This is a genomic window from Qiania dongpingensis, from assembly GCF_014337195.1.
GTDB classification, from domain to species: domain Bacteria; phylum Bacillota; class Clostridia; order Lachnospirales; family Lachnospiraceae; genus Lientehia; species Lientehia dongpingensis.
This window is the reverse complement of sequence record NZ_CP060634.1, coordinates 774,445-793,992: the sequence shown is the minus strand read 5'-3', so window position 1 is coordinate 793,992 and position 19,548 is coordinate 774,445. Positions and strand designations below refer to the sequence as shown.

Here is a 19,548-nt window from a genome sequence, read left to right as displayed (position 1 = left end):
CAGAGTTTATGAATGTATTGGGACAGGCACTGAAATACGGAGTGGAAAAAATAGAAGAAGCGGGGATTCCGCAGGCGGAACAGGACTCTTATCGTCTTAAATTTCACCTGATGCCGCCTGCCGGATGGCTCAATGATCCAAACGGCCTGTGTCAGAGCCGCGGACTCTATCATGTGTTTTTTCAATATTCCCCATTTGATGTGAATGGAGGTCTGAAGATCTGGGGACATTACACCAGCAGGGATTTATTGCGCTGGAATTATGAAGGGACCCCGCTGCTTCCGGACAGCCCCTATGACTGTCATGGCGTGTATTCCGGATCTGCTCTGACAGAAGAGGACGGCGCGCTTAAAATATTTTATACGGGAAATGTAAAGCATGAAGGCGCCTATGACTATATAAAGGAAGGCAGGGAAGCAAACACAATCTATTGTACCAGCGAAGACGGGTATACCTTTGGATCTAAGCGCTGTGTTCTGACCGGAGAGGATTATCCCGAAGACTATACCTGCCATATCCGGGACCCGAAGGTGTGGAAGCAGGACGGAAGCTATTATATGGTCCTGGGAGGCAGGAAAAAGGGAGAAAAAGAACGGGGAGCCATCCTGCTGTACCGTTCTGGGGACGGTCTTCACTGGAGAATTTATCGGGAAATGTCCACAGAAGCCCCTTTTGGTTACATGTGGGAATGTCCGGATATGTTCTGCACAGGCGGAGAATGGGTCTTGTCCATTTCACCGCAGGGACTTCCCAGAGAAAAATTTCGGTTTCAGAATATCTATCAGGCCGGATATTTTCTGACCGGGAGCCGAAAGATGCCGGACATCCTTTTGCCGGAACAATTTATAGAATGGGACATGGGATTCGACTTTTATGCGCCTCAGACCTTTGAAGATGAAAAGGGAAGACGGCTGCTGATCGGATGGATTGGAATGCCGGATTCCAGCCGGGAGTACGGAAATCCCACTACGGATTTTGGCTGGCAGCATGCTCTTACGGTTCCGAGGCAGGTGACGGCAGGAAAAGGCCGTCTGCTCCAGGCGCCGGCGGAAGAATTGGAGAGTCTGCGGAATAGGGAAAGTATTCCGGAGGATGGAAAGTGGACTTTAGATTCAGGCACTGCATTTGACATGATAATCACGGATATTGGGAGCCGGCCGTTCTGTCTGGTACTTTCCGAGGGCCTGGAACTGCGGTTTTCTGACGGCGTTTTTCAAATGGTTTTTTTGGAAAATGAGGCCGGAAGAAAAATGGGAGCAGGGCGGACCATGCGCCAGGCAAGAATCCCGGAACTTGGGAAACTGCGTATCCTTGCAGATACTTCCGTACTGGAGCTGTATCTGAACAATGGAGAATACGTTTTCACCACCAGATATTACCCGGAAGGAAAAATAACGGTGGAGGTCAAAAGCCCCTGTGCATCCTGCCGATTGTGGGAGATGGGAGCGATGGAGATATCCTACTTTTAAATCGGCTGCAAATTTGATAAACTATGTATAAAGGCAGACTGCCTGGAAGGAGACGGAATGAAATCATTTACTTATGTGATCACAGATGAGGTAGGCATCCATGCAAGACCGGCCGGAGTGCTGGCGAAGGAAGCCAAGTCGCTTGATTCAAAGGTGTTTCTGGAAGCTGGCGGAAAGAAAGCGGAGGCGACCAGACTTTTGGCGGTGATGGGAATGGGCGTAAAGAAGGGCATGGAGATAACGGTAACGGTTGAAGGCGGAGACGAAGAGGCGGCGGCAGCGAAGCTGGAAGCATTTTTTAAAGCAAATCTGTAATGGATCTAAAGGAGTGCCATGGAACGGTATACGGGAAAGTCGATTGTTAAAGGAATTGCCATTGGCAGGATTCTTTTCTATTCCAAGGGAGAAAATCCGGTCGTGCGTGGAAAAGTAGAAGACTGTGCGGCAGAAATTGAACGGTATGAGGCGGCCAAGGCACAGGCGGCGAAGGAATTGGACAGGCTGTTTCAGAAAGCTCTCAAGGAAGTAGGCGAAGTGAATGCGGCTGTTTTTGAGGTGCACGCGATGATGCTGGAGGATGAGGATTTCAACGACTCTGTCCGTAACATCATCAATTCCCAGCAGGTAAACGCAGAGTATGCGGTGGCGGCCACGGGGGACAATTTTTCCAGAATGTTTTCGGAGATGGAGGATGATTATTTCCAGGCAAGAGCCGCCGATGTAAAGGATATCTCAGAGCGGCTGGTTTCTGTTCTGGAAGGGAAGGAACGGTCCGGATATCTGGGAGGAGAGCCGGTCATAGTGGCGGCGCACGATTTGGCCCCCAGTGAAACCGTTCAGATGGATAAGGAAAAGCTCCTGGCTTTTGTGACAGAGTATGGCTCCGCGAATTCCCATACGGCTATTTTGGCCAGGACCATGAACATACCGGCGCTCATAGGAGTCCCGATCCAGAAGGAATGGAACGGGAAGCTGGCCATAGTAGACGGCTACAGCGGGACCCTGTATCTGGAGCCCGGGGAGAAGATCCTGAAGCTGATGCGTGTAAAAATGGAAGAGGATGAAAGAAGCGCTGAGCTCCTTCAGCAGCTGAAGGGAAAAGAAAGTGTCACAAAAGACGGAAAGAAAGTCCAATTGTATGCCAATATCGGAAGCGTATCCGATATGGTCAGCGTCTTCGCCAATGACGCGGAAGGGATCGGCCTTTTCCGCAGTGAATTCCTGTATTTGGAAAAAGAGGATTATCCTACAGAGGAAGAGCTGTTTCAGGCATACAAATCTGTGGCGGAAATGATGGCGGGGAAAAAGGTCATCATACGGACTTTGGATATAGGAGCGGACAAGCAGGTGGAATATTTCCATATGGAGAAAGAAGAAAATCCCGCCATGGGATACCGCGCTATCCGGCTGTGCCTGGACCGGCCGGCGGTATTCAAGACGCAGCTGAGAGCTATTTTCCGTGCAAGTGTCTTTGGAAATGTATCGGTCATGTATCCTATGATCATTTCTGTGGATGAGGTCCGAAAAATCAAGGAGCTTGTGGAAGAGGTCAAAAAAGAGCTGAGGGCAGAGGATATCGCCTATAAGGATATAGAACAGGGCATTATGATCGAGACGCCTGCCGCCGCCCTCATCAGCGACTTGCTGGCGTCTGAGGTGGATTTTTTCAGTGTCGGGACCAATGACCTCACTCAGTATACGCTGGCCATAGACCGGCAGAATGCCAAACTGGACGCGCATTATGACGCACATCATCCCGCCGTCCTCCGGATGCTGCGGATGGTCGTGGAAAACGGACATAAAGGAGGCTGCTGGGTAGGAATCTGCGGAGAGCTGGGAGCGGATATTTCGCTGACAGAAGAATTCTTAAGAATGGGAGTGGACGAGCTGTCGGTATCTCCCTCCAGAGTCCTTTCCGTGAGAAAAGAAATCCGGAGGTCCGACTTGTCCGTTCCAAAGACGGATAAAAATGCCTGATTTATTTAAGAATTGCTTTATGGTATACCTTTTTGCCTTTTCGGATTTTTACACCGTTTTTTAGCTGCTGCTCTGTCACTCTGGTGTCCAGGGCAGCTTTTTCTTCGCCGACGGAGACGCCTCCCTGCTGTACCAGGCGTCTTGCCTCGCTTTTTGTGGGAGCAAGCCCGCAAAGCAGCATCAGATCCAGAATTCCGATGGAACCATCTTCCAGCCGGTCTGCGTCGATTTCTGTGGTGGGCATATGAGTATCGTCGCTGCCTTTGGAAAAGAGGGCATGGGAAGCCTGTCTGGCATTTTGGGCCTCAGAGGCGCCATGGACCAGCTCTGTAAGTTCGTAGGCGAGGATTTCTTTTGCTTCGTTCAGCTGGCTCCCTTCCCATTTTTCCATCCGTTCGATTTCTTCCAAGGGGAGGAAGGTGAGCATCCGGATACATTTCAGGACATCATCGTCTCCGACATTTCTCCAATACTGGAAAAACTCAAAGGGAGAAGTCTTTTCAGGGTCCAGCCAGACGGCGCCCTTGGCGGTTTTTCCCATCTTGTTTCCCTCGGAGTTCATAAGGAGCGTGATGGTCATGGCATAGGCGTCTTCTCCAGTCTTCCGGCGGATCAAGTCTGTGCCGGCGAGCATGTTGGACCACTGGTCGTCGCCGCCGAACTGCATGTTGCAGCCATAGTGCTTATGCAGATGATAGAAGTCGTAGGCCTGCATGATCATATAGTTGAATTCCAGGAAGCTCAGTCCCTTTTCCATCCTTTGCTTATAGCATTCGGCGCGCAGCATATTGTTGACAGAAAAACAGGCGCCCACGTCCCGCAGAAGCTCGATATAGTTCAGATCCAGCAGCCAGTCCGCGTTGTTTACCATGATCGCCTTGTCCGACCCGAATTCGATAAAGCGCTCCATCTGTTTTTTAAAGCAGAGACAGTTGTGCTGTATGGTTTCCGGTGTCATCATGGAGCGCATATCGCTTCTTCCGGAGGGATCTCCGATATATCCTGTGCCGCCGCCCAACAGGACGACCGGTTTGTTGCCGGCCATCTGAAGGCGCTTCATCAGACAGAGGGCCATGAAATGGCCCACATGCAGAGAATCGGCAGTGGGGTCAAACCCGATATAAAATCTGGCGTTTCCATGATTGATCAGTTCCTTGATTTCATTTTCGTCAGTTACTTGTGCGACCAGTCCACGGGCCACAAGCTCTTCATAAATTTCCATATTCAGTCTCCTTTTTTAAACTTTAGAAATTACTCGGGGCTTTTTATATCATAGAGCGTACTTTCCTATGATATAAAAAAGTCCCCTGTCTTATAGACAGAGGACGAAGTAAACTTCGCGGTACCACCTCTAATTTGAAAATCCCTCACAGGATATTCCTCACTGAGAACCACAGAATAGAGGCTCTCTTACGCGGTAACGAGCGTCTTCGTCCTGCCCTACTTTCAGTTCAGGCAGGCGGCTCAGGGATGTATTCGGAACAGGCTGTCTGCATCCTTTCACCCTCCGGATGCTCTCTGGAAGACAGGGACCGTCTTACTTCTTCCCGTCATAGCTTTTATTATGACTTTATCCGCATTATAGACCAGGAGAGCAGGAAAAATCAAGTCACAAATTATGATATATGTGACATTTTCTTGAATTCGTGGATAACGAATAAATTTATTTATCCAGATATTTCAGGATATCCGGAGGGAGAGTCTGTTTCAGCAATGAGATCAGCGTTTCTTTTTCTATTTTCATGCCGCCCATGAGCCACTCGATGACCATGTCTGTCCCTCCGCGGGAAGCGATGTCTATGGCGAACCGCATGGTCTCAGAGTGGATATCCGCGCCGTTTTGAAGCAGGTAAGTCTCGTAAGTCTTTTTCGTAAAGGCGATGTCAATGTTTCGAAGCCCGTTGACATCCTTGCTTTCATAAGCGTTTTTAAGAATTGTCACCTTATCTTTATAAAGACTGAGATAGGAAGAAAGAGCGTCTTCCCAGCTGGCGCCGTTCGTAATACTCCCAAAGCTTTTTTCAAAGAATTGAGCGAAATACCAGCCGGCCAGATCATATTTGTCATCAAAATGGCGGTAAAAAGTCCTTCTGGAGAGAGGAGTTCCTGCCACGATTTCACATACCTGGATGTCGTCCAGGTTCTTTTTCTTTAAAAGTGCTTCAAGAGATTCTGCAAAAATCTGTTTGCTGTTCATAAAGAGGTTACCGCCTTCTTAGTATAAATGTGCAGTTAGTGTTTGAAACGGAAAACGCGTCTGCCCAGAGAGGATTGATGGAAATGTTTGGGTATACCTTGCCGCACGAAGTGCGCCTGCCCGGAGGGTATGCATTAAGGGATGCCCTTGGGTATACCTTTGAATACTTTTCAAACAAATTTTTCTTATGAATCAGATGAGACAGGAGGAAATCCGATTCCATCCAGGCGGCTCGCTGGCAGCCGTAACCAGAATTTTTACGGCCTCCAGTCGGTCCTTTCCAACTGACATGGATAAATCTTAATTTTTCCATGTCAGATTCCAATAAAAACCTGCATGAAATTCGGTTTTTACCTCCCTGCGTCCGAGAAAATTCTGCTAACGTCTTTGCGGCGCTCTCCTTACGATGGAGTCGGATTGTTCCTCCTGCTTCTCTTTCCGCACCGGGATAAGCTCTCGTTTGCTTTGAAAGTCATTCAGGCGGCTAACCGCGGCCCGCTGCCGTTAGGCGCGCGGGCCGTGTGGATATCCAATCCTTTTCTGGAATCAATGGAATAGAAATCATCCAGGATGGTGCGGCAGGCAGGACATCGGCAGAAAGATTCCGGGCTGGCCTAAAGGTGAGCGCCGCAGGGCAGCGGCCGGTGTTCCCCAGGCGGAGGGAGGCAGAAACGAAAAATACCGATTCCGTTTCTGAGCGAACCGGAGACGAAAAATCATCCGGATTTTCCGTCGACATGTGAGCGGTACTCCTGGAGCGGGGATAAAGCGGCCCCTGCATCGCCAGCGAACCGAAATCGTGACGGTCCGGAACTTCTGCCGATGCTAAACTGGAGCTTGATCGGAGCTCACTAGAAATGATTTCAAAAAGTATTTTGTATCATACCCTAGGGCATCCCTTAATGCATACTCTCCGGGCAGGCGCACTTCGTGCGTTAAGGTATATTATAGTGCATGGCGGGGATTTGGGAAATAGCCAATGGAAAAATCACTAGAAAAGAAAATATGTATGCACATTTTATGGCCGGCCAGCATACTTTGGGTATAAAGGTATGTAAGAGGAGCATTATTTTGGCATATAAGGTTGTGATTGACGCAGGACATGGAGGACGTGACCCGGGTGCCGTTTATCAAGGCCGCCAGGAGAAAGATGATGCCCTGGCCTTGGCCTTGGCGGTGGGCGAGGCTTTGGAAAATGCCGGAGTGGATGTGGTCTATACGAGAACCGAGGATGTCTATGATACACCGTATGAAAAAGCCGTGATCGCGAATAATTCCGGTGCGGATTATTTTATCTCTATACATCGGAATGCGACTGCTTCGCCGGGAGGTGCGTCCGGTATCGAGACACTTGTGTTCAGCAGAGGGGGCGAAGCAGAACGTCTGGCAGAAAACATAAATGAGGAACTCGCCGGACTTGGCTTCACGGACAGGGGAATCACCGAACGCCCGAATCTGGTGGTGCTCAGGAGGACCCAGATGCCGGCAGTACTGATAGAGGCAGGTTTTATTGATTCCCCGGAGGATAATGAAAAGTTTGATGCGGAATTCAATGATATTGCCACGCGAATTGCCAACGCTTTTTTAAGGACGGTCGGAAGCGATATGGGCACTCAGGAAAGACCGCAAGAAAATCCTCCTCTGTATCAGGTACAGGTAGGAGCATATCGGGTTCAGCAGTTTGCGGATCAGATGCTGGCGCAGCTGCAGTCGGAGGGTCTGCCGGCTTATATAGAAGAAGGTGACGACAAATATTACCGAGTGAAGGTCGGGGCGTTTGAAAACCTGGATAATGCGGCACAAATGGAACAGCGCCTGCGCCGTATGGGATATAATACATTTATTACTACTACATGACATTATAGAAGGACTCCTTCCAAAAACCGTATGACACGGCTGCGGGAGGAGTCTCGCTATATCCTCTTGCGGCTTTCCCAATAGAGAGGACAAGCTAAGGACAGATATTATTGCCGCAAGGCGGCAAAACAAAATATATTTAGATAAAATGATAAAAACAGAAGAAAATGGGAAAAATCTGATTGTTGGGGGCTGATGGGCAATCCTATATTATATGCTGCTGTCGGCTGACGATCGAACATAAACAATGAAATGATAAAACAGATGTATTTTATGGCTTTTTTTGCTTCGGAATAACAAATGTGCAAATTGTGTAAAAAAAACACACAAAAGAGTTGACAAACGCGAAAAACCATGATAGACTGATTTTCACCAGTCGATAAAACGACATGCAGTGACAAGAATCTTTGAAAAAAGATAAAATAGTTGTTGACATGACAGCAAACGGTATGGTATAGTAAACAAGTTGCCGCTGATGGAAAAATATCTCAGCAGCAAGAGAACCTTGATAACTGAACAGTATATTCCAACCCCTGAAAATTCTTAAAAGAGAAGTTTCAGAGAACCGATGCGAGAGCATCGACCTTAAAAGTAAGTAAATGGGATAAAGAAAAAGCTAGAGCTTATCTTAAGACCAAGAGATCAGAACATGAGAGTTCGATCCTGGCTCAGGATGAACGCTGGCGGCGTGCTTAACACATGCAAGTCGAGCGAAGCACAGAGAGGGGAATCTTTCGGGAGGATCCATTCTGTGACTGAGCGGCGGACGGGTGAGTAACGCGTGGGTAACCTGCCTCATACAGGGGAATAACAGCTAGAAATGGCTGCTAATGCCGCATGAGCGCACATGGCCGCATGGCCGAGTGTGAAAAACCGAGGTGGTATGAGATGGACCCGCGTCCGATTAGCTAGTTGGTGAGGTAAAGGCCCACCAAGGCGACGATCGGTAGCCGACCTGAGAGGGTGACCGGCCACATTGGGACTGAGACACGGCCCAAACTCCTACGGGAGGCAGCAGTGGGGAATATTGCACAATGGGGGAAACCCTGATGCAGCGACGCCGCGTGGGTGAAGAAGTATTTCGGTACGTAAAGCCCTATCAGCAGGGAAGAAGATGACAGTACCTGACTAAGAAGCCCCGGCTAACTACGTGCCAGCAGCCGCGGTAATACGTAGGGGGCAAGCGTTATCCGGATTTACTGGGTGTAAAGGGAGCGTAGGTGGCATGGCAAGCCAGAAGTGAAAACCCGGGGCTTAACCCCGCGGATTGCTTTTGGAACTGCCAGGCTGGAGTGCAGGAGAGGCAGGCGGAATTCCTAGTGTAGCGGTGAAATGCGTAGATATTAGGAGGAACACCGGTGGCGAAGGCGGCCTGCTGGACTGTAACTGACACTGAGGCTCGAAAGCGTGGGGAGCAAACAGGATTAGATACCCTGGTAGTCCACGCCGTAAACGATGAATACTAGGTGTCGGGGGGCAAAGCCCCTCGGTGCCGCAGCAAACGCAGTAAGTATTCCACCTGGGGAGTACGTTCGCAAGAATGAAACTCAAAGGAATTGACGGGGACCCGCACAAGCGGTGGAGCATGTGGTTTAATTCGAAGCAACGCGAAGAACCTTACCAAGTCTTGACATCCCTCTGACCGGGAAGTAACGTTCCCTTTCCTTCGGGACAGAGGAGACAGGTGGTGCATGGTTGTCGTCAGCTCGTGTCGTGAGATGTTGGGTTAAGTCCCGCAACGAGCGCAACCCTTGTCCTTAGTAGCCAGCAGGTGAAGCTGGGCACTCTAGGGAGACTGCCGGGGATAACCCGGAGGAAGGTGGGGATGACGTCAAATCATCATGCCCCTTATGATTTGGGCTACACACGTGCTACAATGGCGTAAACAGAGGGAAGCGAAGCCGCGAGGTGGAGCGAATCCCAAAAATAACGTCTCAGTTCGGATTGTAGTCTGCAACTCGACTACATGAAGCTGGAATCGCTAGTAATCGCGGATCAGAATGCCGCGGTGAATACGTTCCCGGGTCTTGTACACACCGCCCGTCACACCATGGGAGTCAGTAACGCCCGAAGTCAGTGACCCAACCGAGAGGAGGGAGCTGCCGAAGGCGGGACCGATAACTGGGGTGAAGTCGTAACAAGGTAGCCGTATCGGAAGGTGCGGCTGGATCACCTCCTTTCTAAGGAAGAAGAAGTAAGGGAGTTGGAATATGCTGTTTAGTTACCAAGGAGCGAGTGCAGGGACTGGACTGGAAGGACAGAGGGCAGGCGTGCCTGACCGGATGGAGAGACAGGACAGGGCCTATATGAGGGCTTGGCTCTATCGAGAGGAAGCGAGAGCGGAATCGAGATAAGAGGAAAGGCTGCACGAGCATTGATAACGGAATTTCTGGTGCCGATACGTTCAGGGGAAACACCCGTACCCATCCCGAACACGAAGGTTAAGACTTGAACGGCCGATGGTACTATGCTGGAGACGGCATGGGAGAGCAGGTGGGTGCCAGAATTTTGGGGGTGTAGCTCAGTTGGGAGAGCACCTGCCTTGCAAGCAGGGGGTCAAGGGTTCGAATCCCTTCATCTCCAGGAAAGCCTCTTTTCAAGCAGAAAAGAGAGCTTTTAGAAACGCCGTACCTTGAAAACTGCACATTGGAAAAGACATCAAAAATTGAAATGATTTAAACCAATTCAATTTCAAAACAAAGCAAAAACCTAAGCCAGGCTCACGGGACGCTACCTGTGAGGGAAAACCTGGTCAAGCGAAAAAGAGCGCAGGGTGGATGCCTTGGCACTAAGAGCCGAAGAAAGACGCGATAAGCTGCGAAAAGCCATGGGGAGGAGCAAATATCCATTGATCCATGGATGTCTGAATGGGGAGACCCACTGGAGGAGCCCTCCAGTATCCATACGCCAATCCATAACGTATGGAGGGGAACCCGGCGAACTGAAACATCTAAGTAGCCGGAGGAAAAGAAAGAAAAGTCGATTCCGGGAGTAGCGGCGAGCGAAACCGGAGGAGCCTAAACCTGGGTGCGTGCACCTGGGGGTTACGGACCGCGATAAGTGAGGAGGATCTATAGCAGAATGGTTTTGGGAAAGCCAGCCAGAGAGGGTGAAAGCCCCGTATGCGAAATAGGAATCCAGCGAGCGGGATCCAAAGTACCACGAGACACGAGAAACCTTGTGGGAAGTCGGGGGGACCACCCCCCAAGGCTAAATACTCCTTAGTGACCGATAGCGCATAGTACTGTGAAGGAAAGGTGAAAAGGACCCCGGGAGGGGAGTGAAAGAGAACCTGAAACCCTGTGTTTACAAGCTGTGGGAGTGCCATATGAGCACGACCGCGTACTTTTTGTAGAACGGTCCGGCGAGTTGCCGGTGCTGGCGAGGTTAAGCGCGGGGAGCGCGGAGCCGAAGGGAGACCAAGTCTTAATAGGGCGTTGAGTCAGCACAGGCAGACCCGAAACCGGGTGATCTATCCATGTCCAGGTTGAAGCGGGAGTAAAATCCCGTGGAGGACCGAACCCACATCCGTTGAAAAGGGTGGGGATGAGGTGTGGATAGGGGAGAAATTCCAATCGAACCCGGAGATAGCTGGTTCTCCTCGAAATAGCTTTAGGGCTAGCCTCGTGTTAGTCTCATGGAGGTAGAGCACTGAATTCCCGCGGGGGCGTCAAAGCTTACCAAAGGATATCAAACTCCGAATGCCATAGAGATGCTGCACGGGAGTCAGACTGCACGAGATAAGTTGGGCAGTCAAAAGGGAAAGAGCCCAGACCTCCGGCTAAGGTCCCAAAGTGTGTGTTAAGTGGAAAAGGATGTGAGGTTTCAAAGACAACTAGGATGTTGGCTCAGAAGCAGCCATACATTGAAAGAGTGCGTAATAGCTCACTAGTCGAGAGGCCTTGCGCCGAAAATGTCCGGGGCTGAAACACACCACCGAAGCCGAGGACCCTTTAAGAGGGTGGTAGAGGAGCATTCTTGATAGGAAGAAGCAGTACCGGAAGGAGCTGTGGACGATCAAGAAGAGAGAATGCCGGAATGAGTAGCGAGAGGTAGGTGAGAATCCTACCGGCCGAATATCTAAGGTTTCCAGGGTAAAGCTGATCTGCCCTGGGTGAGTCGGGACCTAAGGCGAGGCTTAACGGCGTAGCCGATGGACAACAGGTTGAGATTCCTGTACTGCAGTATGACAGAACTGTGGGGACACAGAGGGGAAGGAAGAGCCGGGAATGAGAAGACCGGTGCAAGCGGAAGAGGAGTCGGATAGGAAAAACCGTCCGGCAATCCAAAGCCGTAACGCGGACCGAAAATAAGTAGGGAAGCTTCCATACCAGCTGTCGAGAAAAGCCGCTATGGCTCATACTGCACCCGTACCGTAAACCGACACAGGTGGATGAGGAGAGAATCCTAAGGCCGACGGGAGAAGCATTGTTAAGGAACTCGGCAAAATGACCCCGTAACTTCGGGAGAAGGGGTGCCTCGAGAGAGGCCGCAGAGAATTGGCCCAAGCAACTGTTTAGCAAAAACACAGGTCTATGCGAAACCGAAAGGTGAGGTATATGGGCTGACGCCTGCCCGGTGCTGGAAGGTTAAGGGGAGATGTTAGCGAATGCGAAGCATTGAACTTAAGCCCCAGTAAACGGCGGCCGTAACTATAACGGTCCTAAGGTAGCGAAATTCCTTGTCGGGTAAGTTCCGACCCGCACGAAAGGCGTAATGATTTGGGCACTGTCTCAACAATGCACCCGGTGAAATTGAAGTACCAGTGAAGATGCTGGTTACCTGCGCCAGGACGGAAAGACCCCATGGAGCTTTACTCCAGCTTGGCACTGGGATCCGGTATTGCATGTACAGGATAGGTGGGAGGCGAAGAAGGGAGGACGCCAGTCCTTCTGGAGCCGTTGTTGGGATACCACCCTTGCGATATTGGGTTTCTAACCAGCCGCCGTTAGCCGGCGGTGGGACAATGCCAGGCGGGGAGTTTGACTGGGGCGGTCGCCTCCGAAAGAGTATCGGAGGCGCCCAAAGGTTCCCTCAGGATGGACGGAAACCATCCGAAGAGTGCAAAGGCAGAAGGGAGCTTGACTGCGACACCGACGGGTGGAGCAGGTACGAAAGTAGGGCTTAGTGATCCGGTGGTGTTAAGTGGGAACGCCATCGCTCAACGGATAAAAGCTACCCTGGGGATAACAGGCTTATCACTCCCAAGAGTTCACATCGACGGAGTGGTTTGGCACCTCGATGTCGGCTCATCGCATCCTGGGGCTGAAGTAGGTCCCAAGGGTTGGGCTGTTCGCCCATTAAAGCGGTACGCGAGCTGGGTTCAGAACGTCGTGAGACAGTTCGGTCCCTATCCGGCGCGGGCGAAAGATATTTGAGAGGAGCTGTCCTTAGTACGAGAGGACCGGGATGGACTGACCTCTGGTGCACCGGTTGCGCATCAAGCGCATGGCCGGGTAGCCAAGTCGGGAAGGGATAAACGCTGAAGGCATCTAAGCGTGAAGCCCCCCTCAAGATGAGATATCTCATAGCGAGAGCTAGTAAGGCCCCTTGAAGACGACGAGGTAGATAGGCTGGAGGTGGAAGTACAGCAATGTATGGAGCTGACCAGTACTAATCGGCCGAGGGCTTGTCCAGGCGGTTTAGGAAGGCTTTGACAGATGGATGACAATGTGCAGTTTTGAAGGTATGAACCTTCTGCCTACGAAAGAGCAATAGATAGAATACATAAGCTGGATGATACGAAAGACAGCGTTACGAAAGAATTTGCAGTATACAGAAGACGGTAATACAAAAGATGGCTATACAAAGGATAGTAATACAAAAGATATTGATCGAACACATAAGATAAGAAAGCTCTGGACAATGTTCAGAGCTTTTAATTATATATTATAGCTTAGTACTTTCAATGTATCCTGAATCAATACAAAGGAGGCGACATAGATGCTGGATATCGGCAGAGACATTTCAGACAGCGATTTTATCTTGATCGGGCTGGGAGAAGAATGGGAGTCTTGCGAGATGACGGAAGAGCTGCAGGCTGCTTATGAGAAGTTGAGAAAACAGATAGAGAACCGCGACTATTTTGTTGTCACTACGGTTATGGATGGGTGGATTCACAAGATGGGATTTGATAATAAACGGATTGTGGCGCCCTGCGGAAACTGGAATTATATGCAGTGTAAAGCCGCCTGCTGTCCGGATATTTGGATGAAAGGAGAAGGTATCGGTGAGGTATGTCCAAAATGTGGGGCTCCTTTAGTTGAAAACACGGTGGAATCGAAACCTTACGTGGAAACAGGATATCTTTCTCAATGGCAGATTTATATGAGCTGGCTTCAGAAGAGCCTGAACCGTAAACTGCTTCTGCTGGAACTGGGCGTTGGGTTTCGGACGCCAACGGTGATCAGATGGCCCTTTGAAAAAACAGCCTATTTGAATTTAAAATCCCGGTTGTACCGAGTACATGAAAAGCTGTTTCAGATTCCGGACAACCTGGAGGATAGGGGAATATCCGTTCCAGTGAACAGTGTAGAATGGACCTTATCGGTTTGACTGTTCGGCAGTAATTTCGGAAATTCTTGATTTTTCTTAAGAAAATCCGACAATTCTTCTATTGTGTGACCCCTCCAACTATGATAAAATATGACATAGTTGTGAGCGCCGTAGAAAAAGCCTGCCTTTAGGAGGATTCAATCCATATCGGCGGAGAACGGCAGTTAGGATGTGACAATATGATCGCGATTATAGATTACGACGCCGGAAATTTGAAGAGCGTTGAAAAAGCGTTGGTTTTCTTGGGAGAGAAGCCGGTCGTCACCAGGAGCAGGGAGACGATTCTGACAGCTGACAAGGTGATACTGCCCGGTGTGGGAAGCTTTGGAGATGCCATGGAAAAGCTTCATCAGTATGATCTGGCGGAGACAATCCATCAGGTAGTGGACAAGGGCACCCCCTTTCTTGGTATCTGTCTTGGGCTGCAGCTATTGTTTGCCAGGAGCGAGGAGGCGCCGGGAGTGAAAGGCCTTGATATTCTGCCGGGAGAGATTTTGAAGATTCCGGATGCTCCCGGGCTTAAAATACCGCATATCGGATGGAATTCTTTGAATATAAAAAAAGATGCTGCATTGTTTCAGGGTATTGACAATGGAGCTTATGTTTATTTTGTCCATTCTTATTATTTGAAGGCGGCAGATGAATCCATTGTGGCGGCTAAGACGGAGTACAGCACTTGCATCCATGCTTCGGTCGAAAAGGATAATGTCTTCGCCTGTCAGTTTCATCCGGAAAAGAGCAGTGATACGGGACTGAGAATCCTAAGAAATTTTGCAGAGCTTAAGCAGTGAGGCGGGAGGGACTCTTATGCATACGAAACGAATCATACCCTGCCTGGATGTGCACGGCGGCCGGGTGGTAAAGGGAGTCAATTTTGTCAATCTGAGGGACGCGGGTGACCCGGTCGAGATTGCGGCGGCATATGACAAAGCCGGAGCGGATGAAGTGGTATTTCTGGATATCACGGCATCCTCGGACGCCAGGAGCACAGTGGTGGATATGGTCCGCAAAGTGGCGGAAAAGGTATTTATACCATTCACAGTAGGCGGCGGGATCCGGACTGTGGAGGATTTTAAGGTGCTGCTGCGGGAAGGCGCCGATAAGATATCTATAAATTCTTCCGCGATCAATAATCCGAGCCTGATTTCAGAGGCGGCCGATAAGTTTGGAAGTCAATGTGTAGTGGTCGCTATAGATGCCAAGCGCCGGGAGGATGGTTCCGGCTGGAACATCTATAAAAACGGCGGCCGAATAGATATGGGGATAGACGCCGTTGAATGGGCGATGAAGGCAAACGAACTGGGAGCCGGTGAGATCCTTTTGACCAGCATGGATTGTGACGGGACCAAATCGGGTTATGACAACACTCTTACGGCGATGGTGGCGGAAAATGTTTCTATACCGGTCATTGCATCTGGAGGAGCAGGTACTATGGAGCATTTTTACGATGCACTGACGGTGGGAAAGGCGGATGCGGCATTGGCTGCTTCTTTATTCCACTATAAGGAGCTGGAAATACGGGAGTTGAAGAAGTATCTGTCAGGACGGGGACTGCCTATACGTCTTTGAATTGACGGATATAAGAATAAAAGCGGTGAACTACTTTTAGATAAGAGGGGGAAGGAGCATGGGAGCGATTTCCAATGATTGGCTGGAGCCACTTTCAGCAGAGTTTAAGAAACCATATTATGCCAGGTTATATAAAACGATAAAAGATGAATATAATAGTAGACAGATATTTCCAGAGGCTAAGGATATTTTTTCAGCCTTTGAGCTGACTCCGTTTCATAAGGTAAAGGTTGTCATCCTGGGGCAGGATCCTTATCATAATATCGGGCAGGCTCATGGACTTTGCTTTTCTGTGAAGCCGGGCGTTGAGATTCCGCCTTCTCTGGTGAATATTTACCAGGAACTTCATGATGATCTGGGATGCTATATTCCCAATAATGGATATTTGACAAAATGGGCGGAGCAGGGAGTGCTTCTTTTGAACACGGTGCTCACAGTCCGGGCTCATGCGGCGAATTCGCACAGAGGGATCGGGTGGGAGGAATTTACAGATGCGGCGATCAAAGCGCTGAATGAACTGGATAATCCCATCGTGTTCATCTTGTGGGGAAAGCCTGCCCAGAATAAAAAAGTGATGCTGAACAATCCTCATCACATGATTCTGGAGGCACCGCATCCCAGCCCGCTTTCTGCATACCGGGGATTTTTCGGAAGCCGCCCGTTCAGTAAAGCCAATGAATTTCTGAAGAAGAATGGGGTAACGCCAATCGATTGGCAGATAGAGAATATCTAGGAGGGAGTATGGGCTTTTTAGAGTTTTTAAAGGTAATTGTATTCGGTATTGTGGAAGGTATTACAGAATGGCTGCCGATCAGCAGCACCGGACACATGATCATTCTGGAGGATTTGATGCCTTTAAAGGTCAGCGCGGAGTTTATGGAGATGTTCCGCGTGGTCATCCAGTTGGGAGCTATTTTAGCTGTCTGTATCCTGTTTTTCCATAAATTGAATCCTTTTTCACCGAGGAAAAACCGGAGGCAGAAAAAGCAGACATGGAGATTATGGTCCAAAGTGATCGTAGGATGTATTCCTGCCGGGATTCTGGGAATCCTTCTCAATGACTGGTTTGACGCTCATTTTTACAATAGTTATGTGGTGGCGGCGACCCTGATCATCTATGGCGTTCTGTTCATCCTTTTGGAAAGACGGAACAAACGCCGGTATTTTTCCATTGAACGGTTTTCTCAGCTTACGTATCAGGACGCCTTGATAGTCGGAGCCTTTCAGGTACTTTCCCTGATTCCGGGGACATCTCGTTCCGGCGCTACGATCCTGGGGGCTATGCTCATCGGGATCTCCAGGCCCATCGCCGCGGAATTTTCATTTTTCATGTCCATTCCGGTCATGTTCGGCGCGAGTCTGTTGAAGCTTGTGAAATTTGGATTCCATTATACCGGTACAGAAGTCATGGTATTGATAGTGGGCATGGTTTCTGCCTTTATAGTATCCGTCGTTGCAATCAAATTCCTGATGAGCTATATCAGGAAAAAGGATTTCAGTGTCTTCGGCGTTTACCGGATCGTACTCGGTGTACTCGTGCTTCTGTATTTCTTTGTGAAGAAATAACGGGACTGCGGACCGGCATGATGTCGGGTAAAGAAACCTATAGAAGAAAACGGTAGATTTTACACAGAAGTGAGGAGTAATGTGATGATAGAGCATAGCAGGACCGGAGTGAACCGGGGCAGGTACGAATATGGCAGCATAGGGGAAGAACCGCGGAGAAGAGGCAGGAGGCCGAGAGGCATTCTGGGTTTGCTTTCAGCTCTTGGCCCCATTTTATATTTTCCAATGATGCTTTTTTATCTGGAGATGGCGTTTCACATTTATATGGGTGAAAGCCTGAAGTACATTCCGGTGTGGCTGTTCTTTTCGATTTCACTGGGATTTTTCCTTTCCCTTTTTGCCATCAATTTCAGTTTCCGGGTGAACCGGATAATCACATACGTCATAACAATATTATTCAGCGTGGTATTCTGTGTGGAGATGATGTGTAAAAAAATCCTGGCCCAGTATTACCAGCTTTTCAGCATAGCCAAGACAGCGGCCGGAAATAAGCTGACGGATTATATGAGCGCCATCGTCCAGGGAATCGTCAAAAACCTGTTTGGGCTGCTTCTCATGGTTCTGCCGATCATTTTTATCTATGTGATCGGACGGAATTTCTATAACTTTAAGAGAAAATATATCGGTTTGACCGGTGTTGTGGTCGGGGCCGTGGTGGTGACGCACCTGCTGGGGCTGCTGGTGATACATCTGCCCTGGAAGGGAGATTATACGCCCAAGAACCTGTACGCAACGGATACCAACGTGGATGACCAGGTGGAGCAGCTGGGGGTCATGAATATGCTGCGGCTGGATTTGAAGCATTCTCTTTTCGGAGTGAAGAAAAAACTAAACGACGACTTTGAGAATCCTACCTTTGCAGCCAATAATACCAAGCCCAGCAGTGAGGGAAGCACCAACGGCGAAAGTGATGCGGTGGGAACCAATACGAACACTCTTCCCAATGGAGTTACAGCCAACACCGATACTTCTCCCAACGTCATGAATGTGGATTTGGAGACGCTGGCCGCCAACGCTCCCAACGATGATGTGGCCTGGCTGTGCAAATATTTTAACAGTGTGACGCCTACAAACAAAAATCAGTATACCGGTATGTTCAAAGGATACAATGTGATATTCTTGTCGGCCGAGGGATTTGACCAGTATGTGATTGATAAGGAAAAAACGCCGACCTTATATAAACTTACCCACGAGGGCTTTGTGTTCAACAATTTCTACAGTCCGCTCCACTATACCAGCACCTCCGGCGGAGAATGCCAGAACCTGCTGGGTCTGTATCCGAAAAACGGCGGAGAGATAATCATGCAGGACAGCGGAGACAAGGGAACGAATTGGTATTTTAGTTTGGCTCAGCAGCTGAACCGGGCGGGTTACGCATCCATGGGCTTCCATGCCAACGGAAATATGTATAACAGGCTGAATTCCCATACGAATCTGGGCTATAAATGGATTCAGGGAGACAGTGGTCTGGATCTGGAGCTGAATTCCAACGGAAAGAAGATCTGGCCTCAATCGGACCTTTATTGTATGGAACAGACCGTAGACAAGTATTTGAGCAGCAGCCAGCCGTTCAACGTCTACTATATGACAATCAGCGGTCATATGCCCTACGATTTCGAAAGTAATGCAGTTTCTGTGAAGAACAGGGATATGGTAGCGGACAGCGGCTATTCAGAAAAGACTCAGGGATATCTGGCGGCTAACTATGAGCTTGACAAGGCGCTGGAATATTTGCTTAAGCGCCTGGAGGAAGCCGGAATCGCCGATAAGACTCTGATCGTGATGGCGCCGGACCACATTCCGTATTTTGACGTGGATACCATAGAGGAACTGGCCGGGAAATCCTTCTCCTCCGGAGATGCGACGGCTTTGCAGCAGTCTCTGAATGAGTCCATGATCACGGATTATGATCTTTATAAGAATTCCCTGATCATCTGGTCGGCCAGCATGAAGGAGCCGGTCCAGGTCGATAAAATCTGCGGACAGGTGGATATTCTTCCTACGATTTCCAATCTGCTGGGCTTAGAATATGACTCCAGGATGCTGTCCGGCACGGATATCCTCTCGGATTCCCAGCCGCTGGTAGCGTTCTCTTCCGGCTGCTGGAAAACGGATGCTGGCTTCTATAACCGCTATACGGGAGAATTTACGCTGGCAGAGGGCGTGACAATGGACGATGCTCAAAAAGAGGAGTATGTGGCAGCCATGAAGAAGGTCGTGAACAACAGGCGCGCCCTCTCAGAGATTATTATGGCAAATGACGCTTATAGCTATATATTTCCGAATACGAAAAACAGTTCAAGCGTACAGTAGTGTAGCATATACCTTTGAATACCTTTCAAACAAGTTTTATTTGTT

General features: G+C 49.4%; 13 protein-coding genes, 1 tRNA gene, 3 rRNA genes and 1 other annotated feature. Of the genes, 15 read left to right on the top strand and 2 right to left on the bottom strand.

Annotated features, from left to right (window positions below; all coding sequences use genetic code 11):
- Positions 1 to 8 precede the first annotated feature (8 nt).
- From H9Q78_RS03695 to ptsP, 3 genes are read left to right on the top strand one after another with little or no spacing between them, the layout of a single operon-like run.
- On the top strand, positions 9 to 1,469 hold the full coding sequence (locus H9Q78_RS03695) for a glycoside hydrolase family 32 protein (RefSeq protein WP_249303658.1): 1,461 nt from the start codon (positions 9 to 11) through the stop codon (positions 1,467 to 1,469).
- Positions 1,470 to 1,526: 57 nt separating this feature from the next.
- Positions 1,527 to 1,784: an HPr family phosphocarrier protein gene (locus H9Q78_RS03690; RefSeq protein ID WP_249303657.1), complete on the top strand. Its 258-nt coding sequence runs from the start codon at positions 1,527 to 1,529 to the stop codon at positions 1,782 to 1,784.
- Between the two features lie 18 nt (positions 1,785 to 1,802).
- Positions 1,803 to 3,446: a phosphoenolpyruvate--protein phosphotransferase gene (gene ptsP, locus H9Q78_RS03685; protein WP_249303655.1), complete on the top strand. Its 1,644-nt coding sequence runs from the start codon at positions 1,803 to 1,805 to the stop codon at positions 3,444 to 3,446.
- A gap of 1 nt (position 3,447) precedes the next feature.
- Here the strand turns inward: ptsP and tyrS are convergent, their stop codons facing one another.
- Together tyrS and H9Q78_RS03675 are read right to left on the bottom strand one after the other, a co-directional pair.
- Positions 3,448 to 4,668, bottom strand: a complete 1,221-nt coding sequence (tyrS, locus tag H9Q78_RS03680; RefSeq protein WP_249303654.1) for a tyrosine--tRNA ligase — start codon at positions 4,666 to 4,668, stop codon at positions 3,448 to 3,450.
- A gap of 96 nt (positions 4,669 to 4,764) precedes the next feature.
- Positions 4,765 to 5,009, bottom strand: a binding site (T-box leader).
- 100 nt (positions 5,010 to 5,109) lie between these two features.
- Positions 5,110 to 5,643 carry a TetR/AcrR family transcriptional regulator C-terminal domain-containing protein gene (locus H9Q78_RS03675; RefSeq protein WP_249303653.1) on the bottom strand — a complete coding sequence of 178 codons (534 nt, stop codon included), beginning with the start codon at positions 5,641 to 5,643 and terminating at the stop codon, positions 5,110 to 5,112.
- Positions 5,644 to 6,164: 521 nt separating this feature from the next.
- Here H9Q78_RS03675 and H9Q78_RS03670 point away from each other — a divergent pair.
- The 12 genes from H9Q78_RS03670 (at position 6,165) to H9Q78_RS03615 (ending at position 19,503) form a co-directional block, all read left to right on the top strand.
- Complete coding sequence (locus H9Q78_RS03670) at positions 6,165 to 6,386, top strand: hypothetical protein (RefSeq protein WP_249303652.1); 222 nt, start codon at positions 6,165 to 6,167, stop codon at positions 6,384 to 6,386.
- 277 nt (positions 6,387 to 6,663) lie between these two features.
- Complete coding sequence (locus tag H9Q78_RS03665; RefSeq protein ID WP_249304722.1) at positions 6,664 to 7,500, top strand: N-acetylmuramoyl-L-alanine amidase; 837 nt, start codon at positions 6,664 to 6,666, stop codon at positions 7,498 to 7,500.
- 645 nt (positions 7,501 to 8,145) lie between these two features.
- Positions 8,146 to 9,680: ribosomal RNA gene (locus H9Q78_RS03660) — 16S ribosomal RNA — on the top strand.
- A 208-nt stretch (positions 9,681 to 9,888) separates the two neighbouring features.
- Positions 9,889 to 10,006: ribosomal RNA gene (gene rrf, locus H9Q78_RS03655) — 5S ribosomal RNA — on the top strand.
- Positions 10,007 to 10,010: 4 nt separating this feature from the next.
- A tRNA-Ala gene (locus H9Q78_RS03650) sits at positions 10,011 to 10,083 on the top strand.
- A 167-nt stretch (positions 10,084 to 10,250) separates the two neighbouring features.
- Positions 10,251 to 13,137, top strand: a 23S ribosomal RNA gene (locus tag H9Q78_RS03645).
- The 16S, 23S and 5S rRNA genes sit together here with 1 tRNA gene alongside, the layout of an rRNA operon.
- A gap of 306 nt (positions 13,138 to 13,443) precedes the next feature.
- Entirely contained in the window at positions 13,444 to 14,055 is a 612-nt protein-coding gene (locus tag H9Q78_RS03640) for a hypothetical protein (RefSeq protein WP_249303651.1), read from the top strand.
- Between the two features lie 179 nt (positions 14,056 to 14,234).
- Positions 14,235 to 14,846: an imidazole glycerol phosphate synthase subunit HisH gene (gene hisH, locus H9Q78_RS03635; protein ID WP_249303650.1), complete on the top strand. Its 612-nt coding sequence runs from the start codon at positions 14,235 to 14,237 to the stop codon at positions 14,844 to 14,846.
- Between the two features lie 16 nt (positions 14,847 to 14,862).
- Complete coding sequence (gene hisF, locus H9Q78_RS03630) at positions 14,863 to 15,624, top strand: imidazole glycerol phosphate synthase subunit HisF (RefSeq protein WP_249303649.1); 762 nt, start codon at positions 14,863 to 14,865, stop codon at positions 15,622 to 15,624.
- Positions 15,625 to 15,682: 58 nt separating this feature from the next.
- On the top strand, positions 15,683 to 16,357 hold the full coding sequence (locus tag H9Q78_RS03625; RefSeq protein ID WP_249303648.1) for a uracil-DNA glycosylase: 675 nt from the start codon (positions 15,683 to 15,685) through the stop codon (positions 16,355 to 16,357).
- Between the two features lie 8 nt (positions 16,358 to 16,365).
- A complete protein-coding gene (locus H9Q78_RS03620) occupies positions 16,366 to 17,190 on the top strand; it encodes an undecaprenyl-diphosphate phosphatase (protein WP_147596754.1) in 825 nt (274 codons plus the stop codon).
- A gap of 84 nt (positions 17,191 to 17,274) precedes the next feature.
- Complete coding sequence (locus H9Q78_RS03615; protein WP_249303647.1) at positions 17,275 to 19,503, top strand: LTA synthase family protein; 2,229 nt, start codon at positions 17,275 to 17,277, stop codon at positions 19,501 to 19,503.
- The last annotated feature ends 45 nt before the right edge of the window (positions 19,504 to 19,548 follow it).